This window comes from Paenibacillus sp. IHB B 3415 (assembly GCF_000802655.2).
In the GTDB taxonomy this organism is placed as follows: domain Bacteria; phylum Bacillota; class Bacilli; order Paenibacillales; family Paenibacillaceae; genus Paenibacillus_AQ; species Paenibacillus_AQ phytohabitans.
Map to the genome: position 1 here is coordinate 67,125 of NZ_JUEI01000060.1, position 16,371 is coordinate 83,495.

The 16,371-nt window shown below is 52.9% G+C and carries 13 protein-coding genes; 12 read left to right on the forward strand and 1 reads right to left on the reverse strand.

Annotated elements, in window-relative coordinates; all coding sequences use genetic code 11:
• Positions 1-936 precede the first annotated feature (936 nt).
• Positions 937-1,302, reverse strand: coding sequence for a VOC family protein (locus QW71_RS24385; RefSeq protein ID WP_052770159.1), 366 nt, complete (start codon positions 1,300-1,302; stop codon positions 937-939).
• 178 nt (positions 1,303-1,480) lie between these two features.
• On the opposite strand from QW71_RS24385, the gene QW71_RS24390 reads away from it, so the two are divergent.
• The 12 genes from QW71_RS24390 to QW71_RS24445 all read left to right on the forward strand — a co-directional run bounded on the left by QW71_RS24390 (position 1,481) and on the right by QW71_RS24445 (position 16,352).
• Positions 1,481-1,846 carry a DUF4180 domain-containing protein gene (locus tag QW71_RS24390; protein ID WP_039305103.1) on the forward strand — a complete coding sequence of 122 codons (366 nt, stop codon included), beginning with the start codon at positions 1,481-1,483 and terminating at the stop codon, positions 1,844-1,846.
• Between the two features lie 235 nt (positions 1,847-2,081).
• Positions 2,082-3,509: an extracellular solute-binding protein gene (locus QW71_RS24395; RefSeq protein WP_039305106.1), complete on the forward strand. Its 1,428-nt coding sequence runs from the start codon at positions 2,082-2,084 to the stop codon at positions 3,507-3,509.
• 531 nt (positions 3,510-4,040) lie between these two features.
• Positions 4,041-5,705, forward strand: coding sequence for an extracellular solute-binding protein (locus tag QW71_RS24400; protein WP_039305109.1), 1,665 nt, complete (start codon positions 4,041-4,043; stop codon positions 5,703-5,705).
• A gap of 103 nt (positions 5,706-5,808) precedes the next feature.
• Positions 5,809-6,774, forward strand: coding sequence for a sugar ABC transporter permease (locus QW71_RS24405; RefSeq protein ID WP_039305112.1), 966 nt, complete (start codon positions 5,809-5,811; stop codon positions 6,772-6,774).
• A gap of 148 nt (positions 6,775-6,922) precedes the next feature.
• Positions 6,923-7,801, forward strand: coding sequence for a carbohydrate ABC transporter permease (locus QW71_RS24410; RefSeq protein ID WP_039305114.1), 879 nt, complete (start codon positions 6,923-6,925; stop codon positions 7,799-7,801).
• Positions 7,802-7,901: 100 nt separating this feature from the next.
• On the forward strand, positions 7,902-8,957 hold the full coding sequence (locus QW71_RS24415; protein WP_039305117.1) for a zinc-binding alcohol dehydrogenase: 1,056 nt from the start codon (positions 7,902-7,904) through the stop codon (positions 8,955-8,957).
• A complete protein-coding gene (locus QW71_RS24420; protein ID WP_235441534.1) occupies positions 8,954-10,933 on the forward strand; it encodes a WD40 repeat domain-containing protein in 1,980 nt (659 codons plus the stop codon). Before QW71_RS24415 ends, QW71_RS24420 begins: the two co-directional genes overlap by 4 nt.
• The gene (locus QW71_RS24425) at positions 10,930-11,994 is read left to right on the forward strand and encodes a glycosyltransferase family 4 protein (RefSeq protein WP_039305123.1); all 1,065 of its coding nucleotides are present in this window, start codon (positions 10,930-10,932) and stop codon (positions 11,992-11,994) included. The genes QW71_RS24420 and QW71_RS24425 overlap by 4 nt, the downstream gene beginning before the upstream one ends.
• A 665-nt stretch (positions 11,995-12,659) precedes the next feature.
• Positions 12,660-13,565: a Gfo/Idh/MocA family protein gene (locus QW71_RS24430; RefSeq protein WP_235441535.1), complete on the forward strand. Its 906-nt coding sequence runs from the start codon at positions 12,660-12,662 to the stop codon at positions 13,563-13,565.
• Positions 13,566-13,644: 79 nt separating this feature from the next.
• Positions 13,645-14,646, forward strand: a complete 1,002-nt coding sequence (locus tag QW71_RS24435) for a Gfo/Idh/MocA family protein (protein WP_052770160.1) — start codon at positions 13,645-13,647, stop codon at positions 14,644-14,646.
• Entirely contained in the window at positions 14,643-15,647 is a 1,005-nt protein-coding gene (locus QW71_RS24440) for a Gfo/Idh/MocA family protein (RefSeq protein ID WP_039305126.1), read from the forward strand. The genes QW71_RS24435 and QW71_RS24440 overlap by 4 nt, the downstream gene beginning before the upstream one ends.
• A 48-nt stretch (positions 15,648-15,695) precedes the next feature.
• Positions 15,696-16,352 (forward strand): RraA family protein, encoded by a 657-nt coding sequence (locus QW71_RS24445; protein ID WP_039305128.1) that lies wholly within the window; start codon positions 15,696-15,698, stop codon positions 16,350-16,352.
• The last annotated feature ends 19 nt before the right edge of the window (positions 16,353-16,371 follow it).

Consider the following 16,371-nt stretch of genomic DNA (forward strand, 5'->3'; position numbering starts at 1 on the left):
TGCTTGGGACAGCTCTTTTATATTGGAATCTCCAGAAGTAGGCTGTACGGGGAAATTTAAGGGATAAATCCCTTTGATTCGGCTGAAAGTGCATTTCTTGCTAAGAGCCTGACACTCTATGGAACTCGGCGACTGGTAGGCCCAAACCTGAACTTGGGGACGCTAGATTTTTTTAGAAACGGTTTTAAGCCGCCGACCCGGGGTACAATCTGCTGCTTCGTACGCCTTGATCAGGGGGCTTAAGAGAACGAGAGTGGAGACGAGCCGAATGTATGCGAAAAACCGAATACAATGTGCCAAAGATAGTGTAGATGAGCCGAATGCGAAAAACCGAATACAATGTGCGGGGTACAATCTGCTGCTTCGTACGCCTTGATCAGGGGGCTTAAGAGAACGAGAGTGGAGACGAGCCGAATGTATGCGAAAAACCGAATACAATGTGCCAAAGATAGTGTAGATGAGCCGAATGCGAAAAACCGAATACAATGTGTCAACGATAGGGTAAATGAGCCAAATGTATGTGAAAAACTGAATACAATGTGTCAACGGTAGGGTAGATGAGCCGAATGTATGCGAAAAACCGAATACAATGTGCCAAAGATAGTGTAGACGAGCCGAATGTATGCGAAAAACCGAATACAATGTGCCAAAGATAGTGTAGATGAGCCGAATGCGAAAAACCGAATACAATGTGCGTACGCCTTGATCAGGGGGCTTAAGAGAACGAGAGTGGAGACGAGCCGAATGTATGCGAAAAACCGAATACAATGTGCCAAAGATAGTGTAGACGAGCCGAATGTATGCGAAAAACCGAATACAATGTGCCAACGGTAGGGTAGATGAGCCGAATGTTATTAGAACAACAAGCTGCAAATGACCAAAAACGCAGAGCAGCGATTCTCCAATTAACAGGAGAGCCGATGCTCTGCTGACATATTAGCTGTGCTCCGCAATCTGTACTTCGAAGCCGTCCGGGTCCAGAATATAAAAGAACCGCAGATGCGGATTCGGCGAGACGGGTCCGCGTGCAACCGGAATTCCCTCGTTACTCAGCTCCTTCATAGCCTCGTCCAGTGAACCTGCCTCGAAACCTACTGAAACACCGCACTCCGGCTTCAACGCCGTGTCACTTCCCTGAATAAGTTCGATCTTCGGTTGTCCTTCTGCGCCAAGCATGACAATTTGTCTTCCTCTGCTCTCAAATCTGCGCTCAACCGGAATTCCCAGAATCCTGTGATAGAAATCAAGGGAAGCCTCCAGATCGCGCACTCTGAGCGTAATCCAGTTCATACTCAGGTTCATGCGTTTCAGATCCTTTGCTGTGAATTTTGGTAGTGTCTATTATACGCGATTACTGGCTAACGTGGGGAGATGAAGAGGCGGAGATTCGGGACACAGTCAGACGAACGAATGCCTTTACAGAATTGAAGCATGTGTTGTAGTACAATGATAGATATTAATTATTCACCGGAGGCTGATGATGAATATAGCAACAGTAATACATGGCGGAAGAAAGATAGCCGTAGTGAGCGGCAGCGAGACCTTAGTCAGTGATGTTCAGGATGCGCTGGATTTAATGGCAACGGTACGGTATGAAGTGGATTGTGACCGGATTGTCCTTCATAAAGCTCTGCTCAGCGAAAGCTTTTTTGATTTGAAGACCCGGCTGGCCGGCGAGATTTTGCAGAAGTTTATTAATTATCATGTAAAGGCAGCAGTGGTAGGAGATTTCAGCGGCTATACCAGCCGGAGTCTGCGCGATTTCATCTATGAATGCAATAACGGGAAAGATATTTTTTTCCTGGCGGATGAGCAGCAGGCGGTTGAGAGGTTAAGTGAGGTTTAGGGATACAACATAAGAAACAACTCAAACTCCGATCCGGCTGGATCGGTTTTTTGTATTTTCCAGTGAGGCAGGAGAACAATATGCGCTAAAAAGGCATTACGTCTATACCTTCACTATTAAATTAGAATACTACTATGTGGACGTAACAGCCCGATTTGCGTTTGACAACCTTTCAATGTTGAAGCACAATAAAAAGGTGATGATGTAAATTTAAGTGGTGCAGGGAGAATAATACATGAATAATAAATCAGGACGTCAGTCCTTCCGGGAAAGACTGGATTATATGGTAAGCAAGCTCCGCACAGATATTCTTAGCGGTAATCTGCAGCCGGGAGCGTATCTTCCTGCCGAGAGCCTGCTGGCCAAACAGTTTGAGCTCAGTAACAAATCCGTCCGCAGAGGACTGGATGTCCTTGTACAAGAAGGTCTGATTCTGAAGATTGACCGTGTAGGCAGCGTGGTAATGGAGTCGGTCAGGGAGCGGATCCGCATCCATTTCGGCTGCAGCTCTTCCCTGACCAAGGACTTCAAGCTGGACGATCTCATAGCAGAATTCCACCGGCTGCATCCCGGAATTCATGTTCTGCCGCTCGCCTTGAATGACTTCGATCATGTGAATTCGGCCTTGGAGCTGATTAATAACGGAATGCTGGATGTGTTGTCCCTTAACAGCACCCAGTTTCAGGAGATGGCCGAGAACGGGTCCGCAGAGCTGCTGGAGGCGCTGGAGCCCGATCCGGGACTGTATCCGATTACCAGCGAAGCTTTTTTGCATGAGGGACAGCTGTTTGCTTACCCGATTTCCTTCTCCCCGGTGGTGCTCTGCTATAACAAAGCCCATTTCCGTGAGGCTGACCTGCCTGAACCGGACAGTTACTGGACCTGGGATGATCTGATGGAGTCGGCCCGGCAGCTGTCGGAGAAACGGGGGCGCCATGCCGTGTATTTTGTACCCGCCTCCGAGAACCGCTATTCGGTGTTTCTGCTGCAGAGCGGAATCCGGATCACGGAGGACGGAGGACACCATCCCACACTGAGTCCCGAGACCGCCAATAGTCTGGATATATACAGCAGGCTGGTGAACAATCATCAGATCTTCCCCAAATACCTGGCCGGCAATCATGAGGATGAAACGATATCGCTGTTTGTCCAGGAGCAGGTATCGATGATCCTGGCGACCTACTACAATCTGAACGAATTCAAGGACCTATCCCTGGACTATGACTTGGCCCCGCTGCCTACGCTCAAAGCCAGGGACCCGCAAAAAACACTGCTCGTCACCATCGGTGCGGCGGTAGTGGGGAATTCCCGGCAGAAAGAGGCTGCGCGGCAATTCGTCAGCTTTCTGGCCTCGGCCGAGGCGCAACGGATGATCCGCGAACGTTCGGTCAGTATTCCGGCACGCAAACGGATTGCTGAAATGGCCGTAGATGATCATTTGAACCGTCCTTCGAGATATCTGATGTACAGAGAGCTATTTCCGACATTTTCATACCTCAGAGATCTGGGGCTTCCTATTGCTGTACTGCAAAGCTTCCGCAAGCTTTTGAATGCGTATTGGTCCAGAATGATTGATGAGACCTCTATGTATGAGGAAATGGGCCGGCTGATTGCAGAAGAAAACAGGGCGAAGGCGGATAGGGCAACGGACACGCCCACCTGAGTGCGGCTGCAGCGGTTCTGGATCGGAGATTAAGCGTGATGATAGCAGGATTCTGCTATTATTACGCTTTTTTTGCTGTGTTTACTACTAGAAAAGGTGTAAAAAGAAAACGTGAAATGAAAACCATGAGCCATTTCATATCAAATCATGTTAGCTTTTTCACAATATCAAGAGGAAAAATTCGATTGATGAAATATTAATGTGATGTATAATTACATAAATGCTGATAAATAGTCAAAATTTAATTGACTTCAATGGAAGGTGAAAATATAATAAATACATCAGATGTATATCAGTAATGCAAAAGTATAGATCTGAACAGCTTCAATATGAATCAAAAAGAAGTCAAGAATGAGGAAAACGTCACAATTATTGAAAGACGGACAGGCTGAAGGAGAAAATCAAGAGGAAAGGCGCTGATGGCTATTCCGTAAAAATGAAATGTTGATGTACTGTTGATTCCCTTATCGTGTGTTAGTAAATGTCTCATAGGAACTATCTTACTTTTACTTATTAATAGGGGGCTGAATTATGAATGTTGCTAAAAGGAAGCTAGCTCTGCTGTTGCCGGTCCTGACACTGCTCGTTACACTGGTGTCCGCCTGTGGAGGGTCAAACAATAATGGAAGCAACGCCGCTGAACCATCGGCCTCTTCGGGTACTCAGAGTGAAACGGCTGCTCCTGTAGAAGGAAGCCGGTCCGTTGGCGGCCTTCAGGTGCCGATTGTGGCGGACAAGCTGGAGCTGTCCCTTTGGTCCCCAAGCGGGGGTAATTTCCGGGGAACCGATTTTAATGAGAAATATTCCTTTCAGCAAATGGAAGAGAACACCAACATTCATATCAACTTTCAGCACAGTACAGAAGCCAGCGCAGAAGCATTCAGTCTGCTGATGTCCTCCGGCAAGCTTCCGGATGTCATCTATAACGATCTGTGGGGGACGGACTCCGGCAAATACGGCGCTCAGGGAGCGCTCCTTCCGCTGGAAGATCTGATTGACCAATACGCACCAAACTTCAAAAAGCTCCTCGATGACCACCCGGATATCCGGGGACAAATCACCTCGCCTGAAGGGCATATCTATTATCTGCCGAACCTCGTACTCGATTCCCAGGATTTGACCCAAATGTTCCCTCAGGTCCGCAGTGACTGGGTGGAGAAGCTGGGACTCCAGATGCCGCAAACTACAGAAGACTGGTATAACATGCTTAAAGCCTTTAGGGAGCAGGATCCCAATGGTAACGGAAAAAAAGATGAAATTCCGCTCGTCACCGTCAATCTGGAGAACATTATGATGCTGTTCGCGCCGGCCTTTGGTGTCGAATACGGGTTCTTCGTTGATAACGGTGAAGTGAAATTCGGGCCTAATGATCCGCGGTTCAAGGATGTTGTTGCCTATCTGAACCGTCTATATGAAGAACAGCTGCTGGACCCGAACTATCTGGTGGACACGACGTTCCAGACGCTGACCGAGAAGGTGACCACGGATGTGGCTGGTGCCTGGTTCGGCTGGTCGGGGTCCTACATGGGGAACTTCACAACGCTGATGGAAGGCAAGCATGACACCTTCAAAATTGCAGCAGCCATTCCTCCAAAGGGGCCAAACGGTGATCAGCGCCATGTCTCCTTCCGCTGGCAGGCTGCGGCCCATGGACTTGCTGTATCCTCGAAGACTGCACATCCCGAAGAAGTGATGAAGTGGCTGGACTACCAGTATTCTGAAGAAGGCATTCTGCTGAACAATTTCGGGGTGGAAGGCAAATCTTATGATCTGGTGAACGGCGAGCCGGTATATAAGGAAGAGGTTACTCATCCTACGAACGGGCTGACCAATACGCAGGAGCTGCTGAATCATACCATCGGCGGCGGAAGCTGGGCTACAGTGGCCGATACCCGTTATGCCGAACAGATCCGTGAAGCGAACGGACAAACGGAGAATCCGCTGGAAATTTACAAGGACTATATTGACTTTGACGCGAAGCTGCCGCCAGTACAATTCACGGCTGAAGAAAATGAAATTGTGGTTCCACTTATGGCTGACATTCAGACCTATGTGGCTGAAACGATCAATGCCCAGATTATGGGACGCCAGAGCTTCGATGATTATGACAAAGTCATGAAGCAGCTGGAGCAAATGGGGATTGGCGAGGTGCTGAAGCAGTACCAGGCTGCATATGAGCGTTTTAAAGGAAAATAAGCGGAGCAGGGTTGTCTTAGCCAGGCGGGCTGCGGAAATTCCGGCAGCCTCCTGGCACTAAGATAACCGGTACCCTCGCCTCTGTCCGGGAAAGGAGCCCCCTATGGCAGTACCCGTAAATGCAATCAAGGCCAAAAGCAGGAAACAGCAGACGAAACGGAGTTCCCTTTCGCTGAAGCGTATGATGGCTAACCGTTATCTCTATCTCATGCTGCTGCCCACTGTGCTGTATTTCCTCATCTTTGAATACAAACCGATGTACGGGGCGATAATCGCCTTCAAAGATTTCAATCCTTTCGCAGGTGTTGCCGGCAGCCCCTGGGTGGGCTTCAAAAATTTCGAGAAGTTTTTTGAGAGCTATTATTTCTTCCGTTTGCTGAAGAACACCTTCCTAATGAGCTTTTATTCGCTGCTTTTCATTTTTCCGGCTTCGCTGGTCTTCGCCCTATTGCTTAATGAGCTGCGGATCAAAAAGCTGAAGTCTTTCCTGCAGACGGTGTCATATCTTCCGCATTTTGTTTCACTAATTGTCATCTGCGGCATGATTATTGACTTCACGAAGCCTGGAGGTATTATCAACAGCCTGCTGCTCGGCATCGGAATCATCTCTGAGCCAATTCAGTTTCTGATCCTGCCGGAGTGGTTCCGCACCATTTATGTCGGTTCAGGCATGTGGCAGAGCCTTGGCTGGAACTCTATTATCTATCTGGCAGCCTTGTCCGGCATTAACCCGAGCCTCTATGAGGCTGCTGTGGTGGACGGGGCGGGACGCTGGAAGCAGCTTACACACATAACACTGCCGGGAATTCTGCCCACAGTGCTGATCCTGTTGATTCTGAATGTCGGGACCCTGCTGAATGTGGGCTGGGACAAAATTATATTGCTGTATAATCCGGGAACCTACGTCACGGCAGACGTCATCTCCACCTTTGTCTACAGGCGCGGTGTCATGGAAGCTGATTACAGCTTCTCGGCGGCGGTGGGACTGTTCAACTCCGTGATCAACTTTACGCTGCTGGTGCTGGCGAACCGGATCAGCAGGAAGACCACCGAGAGCAGCTTATGGTGAGAAGGGCTATGCTTCCGAAGCAAGTTTAATTGCGCTGTTCACACAGGAAGTATAGCTCCATTAAACTCAGGCGTACGCTTCCGAAGCTAGTTTTGTACGAAGCGAATCAGTGAAGTCATCCTAACAAAACTCTTAGGAGGGGAAGACAGTGGTAATCAAACGCAGCATTCCGGAAGTGATATTTGACAGCTGCAATGTTCTGTTCCTAATCTTCTGTTCCTTCCTGTTCCTGTATCCCATGTGGTATGTACTGGTATCCTCGTTCAGTGATGCGCATGCCATAGCCGCCGGCGAGATCAGCTTCTGGCCGAAGGGCTTCAATGTGGATGCTTATAAGCTGGTTTTTGAGGACCAGCGGATCTGGACGGCTTACGGGAATACGGTCATTTATGTCATCGCGGGCACTTTTATCAATTTGGTTCTAACCACCCTTGGCGCTTATCCGCTGTCCAGAAGGAATCTGGAGGGGCGCAGTCTGATCATGGCGTTCATCGTGTTTACGATGTTCTTCAGCGGGGGGCTGATTCCGGCCTATCTGAATGTGCGTGAGCTCGGACTGTACGATACAAGATGGGCGCTGCTGCTGCCGGGCGCGGTCAGTGCTTTTAACCTGATCGTAATGCGGACCTTCTTCCAGTCCATACCGGAGAGCCTCGTGGAATCGGCCAAAATCGACGGTGCCCATGACTTCCGCATTCTGCTGCGGATTGTACTGCCGTTATCGATGCCTGTACTGGCGGTAATGACGCTGTTCTATGCGGTGGGACACTGGAACAGCTGGTTCTCAGCGATGATTTATTTGCAGGACCGTGATCTGTTTCCGCTGCAGCTGATTTTGCGGGAAATTCTGATTCAGTCCTCCGCGCAGAATATGCTGGCGGGTGTTACGCAGGATGAGGTGTTCCGCATCAGTGAATCTATCAAATTCGCAACCATTATTATCGCAACGGTGCCTATTCTGATGATCTATCCGTTTTTGCAGAAGTATTTCGTCAAAGGCGTCATGATCGGAGCACTGAAAGAGTAAACGGGTAAGGGAGCAGAAACAGAGCAGAAACAGAGCATAAATAGAGAAAACAACATTCGCACCGTAATCTGCGCGAAGCAGTCGGGAGGAGAGAGGCTATATGAAGGCGGTACTATCCCAGAATGGTGAAATTAACGTGGCTGAGATTCCCGCTCCGGAGCTGGAGGACGGATTCGTGCTCGTTGAGACTGAATATTCGGCCATCAGCCCCGGAACAGAAATGATGATGAATGGTGCTCACCGCCCGAAACCGATAGTTCTCGGATATAGTGCGGCAGGGATCATCCGCTCCCGTGGACAGGGAATGGAGCATTGGCCAGTTGGTCAGCGGGTGGCCTGTTACGGGGGGCCTTATGCGAAACACGCAGAATGGCTGCTGATGCCACAGCATCTCATGGTGCCGGTTCCGGAGCATGTCAGTCCGGTGGAAGCGTCAACGGTGGGTCTTGGAGCCATCGCAGTGCATGCCGTAAGGCAGGCTGACCTGCAGTTCGGCGAGACGCTGGTGCTGATTGGAGCAGGGATTCTCGGCCAGCTGATTGCGCAAATTGCCAGGGCAGCCGGCTGCCGGGTCATCGTCTATGATCTGCTTGAAGCGCGCTGCAGCATCGCCGAGCGCCTTGGCATCCGCCACATTGCAGTGAGTCCGGAGCAGGTCAGCTCGCATCTGGAACAATTGACGGCAGGAATGGGAGCGGATGCCGTAATGATCTGTGCCGGGGGCAAATCCGGCGGGCTTGTCGATCAGGCGCTGGAATGGGTGAGGAACCAGGGGAAGGTGCTGCTGGTCGGAGATGTGAAGGCGGACTTCTCACGGGAGCTGATGTTCGGGAAGGAAGCGCAGGTGCTGATCTCCAGAGCAGGCGGTCCGGGCCGTTACGATCCTGTCTATGAAAAGCAAGGGATTGATTATCCTTATGGCTACGTCCGCTGGACCGAAGGACGAAACATGGCGGAATACATCCGGCTGATCGCTGAGGGTGATATTCAGGTAGGACCGCTGATCAGCAAGGTGTTCCCTCTGGAGCGTTCAGCCGATGCGTTCTTACAGTATGGACAATCTCCGGCAGAGCTGCTGGGAGCAGTGCTCGCCTATCCTGTAACCGGTGTTCAAGAAGCAGAGCCTGCTGCAGCCCAAGCCCGGGAGGGGCAATGAGAATGGAGGCGCTGCGGATCGGCGAGCCGCTGAACGGACTTGCGGTATGGGCATCGGCCTATGGCAAGCGGCAGGGGCAGGACCGGATCTATGCCGTATCCTCCGGCAGTCCCTGCATGCTGTTTGTACTTGATCCTGCTGGCACCCAGCCGGTGCAGCAATATGCGCTGGAAGGCTCGGATCATTGCTGGGGAGTGGTTGCGGCGGCCAGCGGAATCTACATCGGCGGCAGCGGGATGCTATACAGATTTACGCATGAACAGGGCATCGAGAACCTGGGGGAGATGATTCCAGGCGAGTTCTACACCTGGCGGCTTGCCGCCGACAACGCAGGCAACATCTATGGAGGCTGCTATCCCGGCGGCAAAGTCTTTCAATATAATCCGTCCACGGGACAGTTCAGAGATTACGGCGCCATGGTGGACGGAGAGCAATATGCCCGGTGCATGCAAGCCTTGGAGGGCAAGCTGTACGTGGGGGCCGGAACCCGGTGTCCGCATATTGTGGAACTGGACACAGAGACAGGTGAACGGACTGAGATCAGCCTGCCGGAAGAGAGCCGCACAGAGCAGCTAGTGTATGATCTGAATATTGTACACGGGAAGCTGATAATTCGGATAACACCGAGTTCTAGATTATATATCTATGATCTGAAGCTGCACCAGTGGGAGAATTCTATCGATCATGTAAGTGGACTCAGTGTGTCACCGCCTGACCGTCACGGGAATATCTATTTCATTAAGGATGATGTTCTGCAGCGTTATGCATTGGCAACAGGCGTTCTTACCCCTACTTCATTTGCCATGCCGGAACCGGCAGGAGACTACGGCTGGCTGGAGGGCCATCCGCTGAATCCGCAGGGAAGCTGCCTGGCAGGTGTGCACAGGAACGGGACCTGCTGGATCTATGATCCGGAGCATGACCGGCACACGGTCATGGATTTCATGCTGCAGGGGCAGCCGGTTCACCTGCAGTCCCTGGCCTGGGGGCCGGAAGGGAAATTGTATACCGGCGGTTATTTCGCCGGCGGGCAGGGGCAGCCGGTTCACCTGCAGTCCCTGGCCTGGGGGCCGGAAGGGAAATTGTATACCGGCGGTTATTTCGCCGGCGGACTGGCCAGTTACGATCCGGCCACCTCGGAAATCATTTCCCGCCGGGGGATCGGGCAGATTGAGGGCATGATGGAAGCCGGCGGCATTATGTATCTGGGAGTGTACCCCAAAGCGAATATCTTCGCCTATGACCCGTCACGGGAATGGAATCCCGGACGTAATCCCAGGCTGGCTTTCTCCCTGCAAGGCGAAGAACAGGACCGTGCTTTTGCCTGGACCCGGGCGGGAGAAGAGCTGGCTATCGGAACCGTACCATCCTACGGCCGGCATGGAGGTGCATTAACCCTGCTGCATCCCGGAACCGGGGCGCGGGAAGTGTTCAGGGGGCTGCTGCCGCAGCAGAGCATCGTGTCATTGGCCGCTGGCAAAGACGTATTGTTCGCCGGAGGCTCTGTCTGGGGAGGACTCGGAATCGCCCCGGAGCGGATGGAAGCGTCCCTGATGATCTGGGATGTGAACAGCCGCCGCAAGGTTTGGGAGGGTGTTCCGGTACCGGGAGAAAAGTCCATCCCGGCGCTGGCGCTGGATGATGAGGGCAAGGTATGGGGACTCACTGCAGGGCTGCTCTTCCTGTTTAATCCGTTCACGCTGGAGACTGAAAGGACGATTCGGGTATGCCCGGTGGATTGGGAAGGAATGACCCACTTCTGGCGGGGAGGTAACGAGCTGCTGTACAGGGAAGGCATATTGTACGGGACCGCAATGAACACACTGTTCCAATATGATGTGCGCCAGGGCAGGCTTGAGGTGCTGGACGGAGATGCCCGGCTGCTTACGTTGGACGGCGAAGGCGGACTGTTTTTTGCCAGAGCAACCGCACTGTACCGGATGCAGGCCTTGACGGCAAGTCAGGAGGAATCATGAAAATCCTATATTTCTACAAATTTTGCCTGCTGGGCGGAGTCACCACGCAGCTGGCGAACAGGCTTAAGTTTCTGCGCGGCCGTGCGGAGGTGCATTTTGCTTTTCTAGAGGACTACGGCGGGGCCGGCGCTTTTGAAGGCTATGCGCATGTCCGTATCCTCGGAACACCTGATGAAATCAGGAGCTACATTAAGGTGCATGACTTTGACGTAATCATCACTATTGATACCTATGAGCTGTATGAAGCGCTGGGCCCGGCGGAAGAACGGAAGCTGATCATTCACGAGGTGCACACCACCTATGAAGAGCCCTTGCGGATACTGGCTGAATCCAGGGATACCCTGCCCTTTCACTTTGTCATCACACCCTCTGCTTATATGAAGGAAATGCTGGAGGGAATCGGGATTACAGATGCTTTTCATATTAACAACTGCCTGGATACGGAATTATTCAAATACGAACCCCTCTCCGGCGAGCGGCCGCCTACCATTCTGTGGGTAGGCAAGCTGGACCGGCATAAAAACTGGGAGTCCTTCATGAACATAGCAGGCAGGCTGAATACACAATTTCCGGACCTGCAGTTCCTGCTTGTCGGCGGTTACACCGCTCCCGAAGAAATTACCGGCAAACTCCGGGCGAGAGTGCAGGAGCTGGGAATCCGGCATTTTGAGTGGCTGCCCAAAGTGGATTATGAAGAGATGCACCATTATTATTCAGCGGTTGCCGGGGGTGGCGGGGTGTATGTCAGTACTACCAGCAATGAATCCTTCGGGATGACCGTCCTGGAGGCGATGGCCTGCCGGTGTCCGGTTGTCGTGCCGGAGGTCGGAGCATTGCCTGAGCTGCTGGACGATGAGCTGAGTGTATCGCTGTATGCTTCCGGAAATGAAGAGGAATGTGTCCGGCGTGTGGCCCTGCTGCTCGAACAGAACGCCCTGCGGGAACGCTTGATGACCTTGGGTGAGCAGAAGGCAAGAACGGTGTACAGCATTGAAGAGGTTGGAAAAGCATACATGGCGCTGCTGGAACGTTTCGTAAGAGAACGTGCATACCACAGTTAATCTACATTGTCCGCAGGCACAAGGGGGCGTTCATTAACTGCTATATAGATTGAACTTAAAAATATACGGACTGGGAAAAGCGGCGGAGGGGAAATTTGGAACTGGAACTGTATGAAGGTAGCGTCCGCCAGAAAGCCTTCCATAGGAAAGCAAGCATCGGAAGCATAAGCTGTCTGAGAATTTCCACTGCGAACAGCGGATTAGATCAAGAAACCTGGGGACGGGCAGCGGCCGGAGGGCCAAATATTCTTTGGAGTTACGGCAACCCATGACCCGATTACGGTAAATGCCTAGGCGTTTGCAGTAAACGGTAGGCGGTAGACGGTAAGCTGTAAACGGTAAACGGTAAACGGCAAGCGGTATGCGGTAAACGGTATGCGGTAGGCTTAATTGCACTTTGTACAACTAAATCGCCTGATTTACAACCAATAATCCGTTTAGTTGTATTTCGTGCAATTAAACTGCCTCGCTACCTTGGTTCCCGCCCATTCGGGCAGTTTTAGTTGTACAGACTGCAGTTATAAGAGGCCAGCCTCTCTTTTCGGTGTTTTTAATTGTACATTATACAACTATATACAACTATCCCTGAATGTCCATTTGGAACGGAATACATTAGTTGCTGCAAGTACTAGTTAACCCCAGTCTACGCGGGCGGAGGTGCAGAGTTGAAAGAGCTGAACATTGGTATGGTGGGCATGGATACCTCCCACAGCAGAATCTATGCTTCGCTGCTGAACCATGTGTCCCATCCGCTGCATGTACCCGGCGGGAGGCTGACTTGCGGGTATGCCGGAGGCTCGGCGGATTTCCCGTTAAGCGCCTCAAGGGTGGAAGCGATCAGCAGGGAGCTGCAGGAGCACTACGGTGTCGAGCTGGTGGCTTCCATTGCTGAAGTAGCCGAGAGAGCAGATGCGGTCCTGCTGACTTCTGTAGACGGAAGAGTACACCGTGAACAGTTCGCGGTGCTCGCACCCTACGGCAAGCCGGTGTTCATCGACAAGCCGCTTGCGGTCACCAGCGCGGATGCCCGGGCCATCATGGAGCTTGCAGCAAGCTATGGGACACCCGTTTTCTCCAGCTCGATGGTCCGGTTCGGCGGTCCGCTGAATGCGGCGCTGAAGGATGAGAGTGCAGGCTCCATTGTAGGAGCGGACTGCTGCGGTCCGTTCGAGCTGCAGCCGACCCAGCCGGGGTTATTCTGGTACGGCATTCATACCGCAGAAATGCTGTACGCGGCGCTTGGCAGAGGCTGCATTTCAGTGAAAGCGCTGAGTAATGAAGTCCAGGAATGGGCAGTCGGGCAGTGGAGTGACGGCCGGATCGGAACCCTGCGCGGCAACCGGACGGGCGGCCCGGATTTCACTGCTGTGCTGCACAGGGAACGGGGCAGCACAGCAGTAAATGCGCTGGGCGGGTACTATGAAGCAGGCCATCAGAATCTGCTAAGGCAGTTTCTGTTGATGGCGGCTGGAGCGCCTCCGCCCGTAAGCCCGGCGGTGACCCTGGAGCTGATCCGCTTTATTGAAGCGGCTAATGAGAGCAGGGTAACGGGGCAGACCGTGCTTCTGTAAGGAGCTTAATCGTACCCGATGATACGGACAGGCTGTTCTTTTGTAATAAGGAGTTACATTCGGAAAGGGGAGAAACGGAATGATCAAGACAGCAGTGATCGGCTGCGGCGGTATGGGAAACATTCATGCGGACAGATATATGTCCATGCCTGAGGCTCAGCTCATCGCGGTATGTGATATTAACGCGGAAGCGGCAGAGGCACTGGGGCGGCTGGCAGGGGTGAATGTTTATCTGACGGCACAGGAAATGCTCGAACGGGAGAAACCGGAGGTGGTCAGTATAGCTGTACCCACCTATCTGCATGTGCCCATGGTACGGCTAGCAGCGGACTACGGTGCACATGTGATCTGCGAGAAGCCGCTGGCGCTGACTTCCACGGAAGCCGAGGAGGCGGTCCGATACTGTAACGGTAAAGGTGTCCGGTTATTTGTCGGACATGTGGTCCGCTTCTTCCCCTCCTACAGCCAGCTTGCGGAAGGGATCAGGCAGCATGGCGGAGGCGGGGGCGGCATCTACCATGCCAAGAGAGCAGGCTCGCATCCCGGCCAGGTTCAGGAATGGTTCCGCGACCCGGCGCTGAGCGGCGGCGTGATTGTGGATCTGATGATTCACGATATCGACTATATCCGCGGGACCTTTGGTGAAGCGGAGGAGGTATATGCCTTCGAGCATCGGAGGGAGACGATGAATTATGCTTCCGCGACCTTCCGCTTCGGGAACGGAACCCTTGCCCAACTGGAGGCTTTCTGGGGTTATCCTGGCGCGTTTCATACAGCGTTTGAATATGCCGGTGCGGACGTCATTATCTCGGGCGGAACACCGGACGGGGAGAGTGTGCATGTCCGGCGGGCAGCTGCCTCGGGGTCTGCTCCGGGGTTCGTGGAGACCCCTGCAAGTGTGCTGCTGAAAGACCCCTATTATGAAGAGCTGGAGCATTTCCTGAGGTGCATTGCCAGCGGTGCGGAGCCTAAGGTCACGGCAGAAGATGCCGTTCAGGCTGTACGCTGGGCGGAAGCTGCCGTGAGATCAGGGGCAACCGGACTTCCCGTTAAGCTCGATGCCAAAGGAGGGAGTCTATGAGACGTCTTAATGTGGGAATGATCAGCTTCGCCCATGCTCATGCCTATGATTATCTGGCCTGTCTTCAGCAGATGCCGGAGGTGAACGTAGGCGGGATCGCTGATCCCGTGCCGGAGCGGACAGAGGATTTGGCCAGGCGCCATGCCATCCCTTACTACAGCGATTACCGCGAACTGCTGGCCGATGCGTCGATAGATGCGGTGATCATATGCTCGGAGAATGTTCATCATGCGGAGCATACCCTTGCCTCTGCTGAAGCAGGCAAGCATGTTCTCTGTGAGAAGCCGCTTGGCCTCTCTGCCGGGGAGATGGAGCGGATGATTGCAGGCTGTGAAGCCAAGGGGGTCCAGCTGATGACCGCGTTTCCCTGCCGCTTTCTGACCCCGGTGGTCCGGGCTAAGGAGGCGTTTGACAGGGGGGAGATCGGAGAGATTGTAGCTTTTAAAGGAACCAACAGAGGCTCATTCCCGGGTCCGGCGTGGTTCGCCGAGCCTTCGCTTTCGGGCGGTGGCGCTGTGCTGGATCATACAGTTCATGTGATGGATTTGATGAACTGGTTCACCGGCTCACCGGTCGAGCAGGTCTATGCCTATGCGGGAACCTTATTCGATCCTGAGCACAAGCGGACGATTGATGATTCCGGCATGGTGCATGTCACTTTTGCAAATGGCGTGTTCGGCGTTCTGGACCCGAGCTGGTCGCGTAATCCCGGATTCCCCACCTGGGGGGATGTGACCCTGCAAATCATCGGGACAGAGGGAGTCATCTCCATCGATGCCTTCAATCAGAAGAACAATGTGTATGGCAGAGCATCCGGCAAAGGCAGCTGGTCTTTCTGGGGAGACGATATGAACGGACTGATGCTGCAGGCATTCGTGCAGGCGCTGCTGGAAGGCTCCCCGGTACCGGTAAGCGGACTGGACGGTCTCAGATCGGCGGAGGTTGCCTTGAATGCCTACCGGTCCGTACAGGCCGGGCAACCGGTTAAGCTGCACAGGTAACGCCAGGATTTGAATGTATGTAACCACATTAAAGAGGCGGGATGAACAATGGACGAACAGAAACTATTCGATACGATGTGTGAAACGCTCTATTCGGCGGTAATCTCCGATACGCTGGATCAGCTGGGCTACCGCAATCAGGTGATGCGCGAGAATATCAATCCGGTCGATCCCTCCTGGGTGGTGGCTGGACGTGCCAAAACCGTTCTGTCCGTGGATATTCACCATCTGCCGGAAGACCCTTACGCCAAGGAGATAGAAGCGGTAGACAGCGTCAAGCCGGGAGAGATTGTGATCGGCTGCACGAATGAATCCAGGCAGAATGGCCTCTGGGGGGAGCTGCTGTCAACGGCCTCCAAGATGCGCGGCGGGCGGGGCGCCATTGTGGACGGCTTAATCCGGGATACGGCCAAAATTCTGGAGCTGGGCTTTCCCGTCTTCGCCACCGGCACCAAGCCGGTGGATTCGCAGGGACGCGGGATCGTTATCGACTACGATATTCCCGTGCTGTGCGGAGGTGTGCTGGTGCAGCCCGGCGACATTATCTTTGGCGACCGTGACGGTGTGGTGGTGATACCGGGCGCCATTATTAATGAAGTGTTCGCACTGGCGACGGATAAGGCGACACGCGAGAATCATACACGCGATGAGCTGCTGGCGGGCTCCACACTGCGGCAGGTCTATGATAAATACGGAGTGCTCTAAACCACGAAGGCGGGGTGCC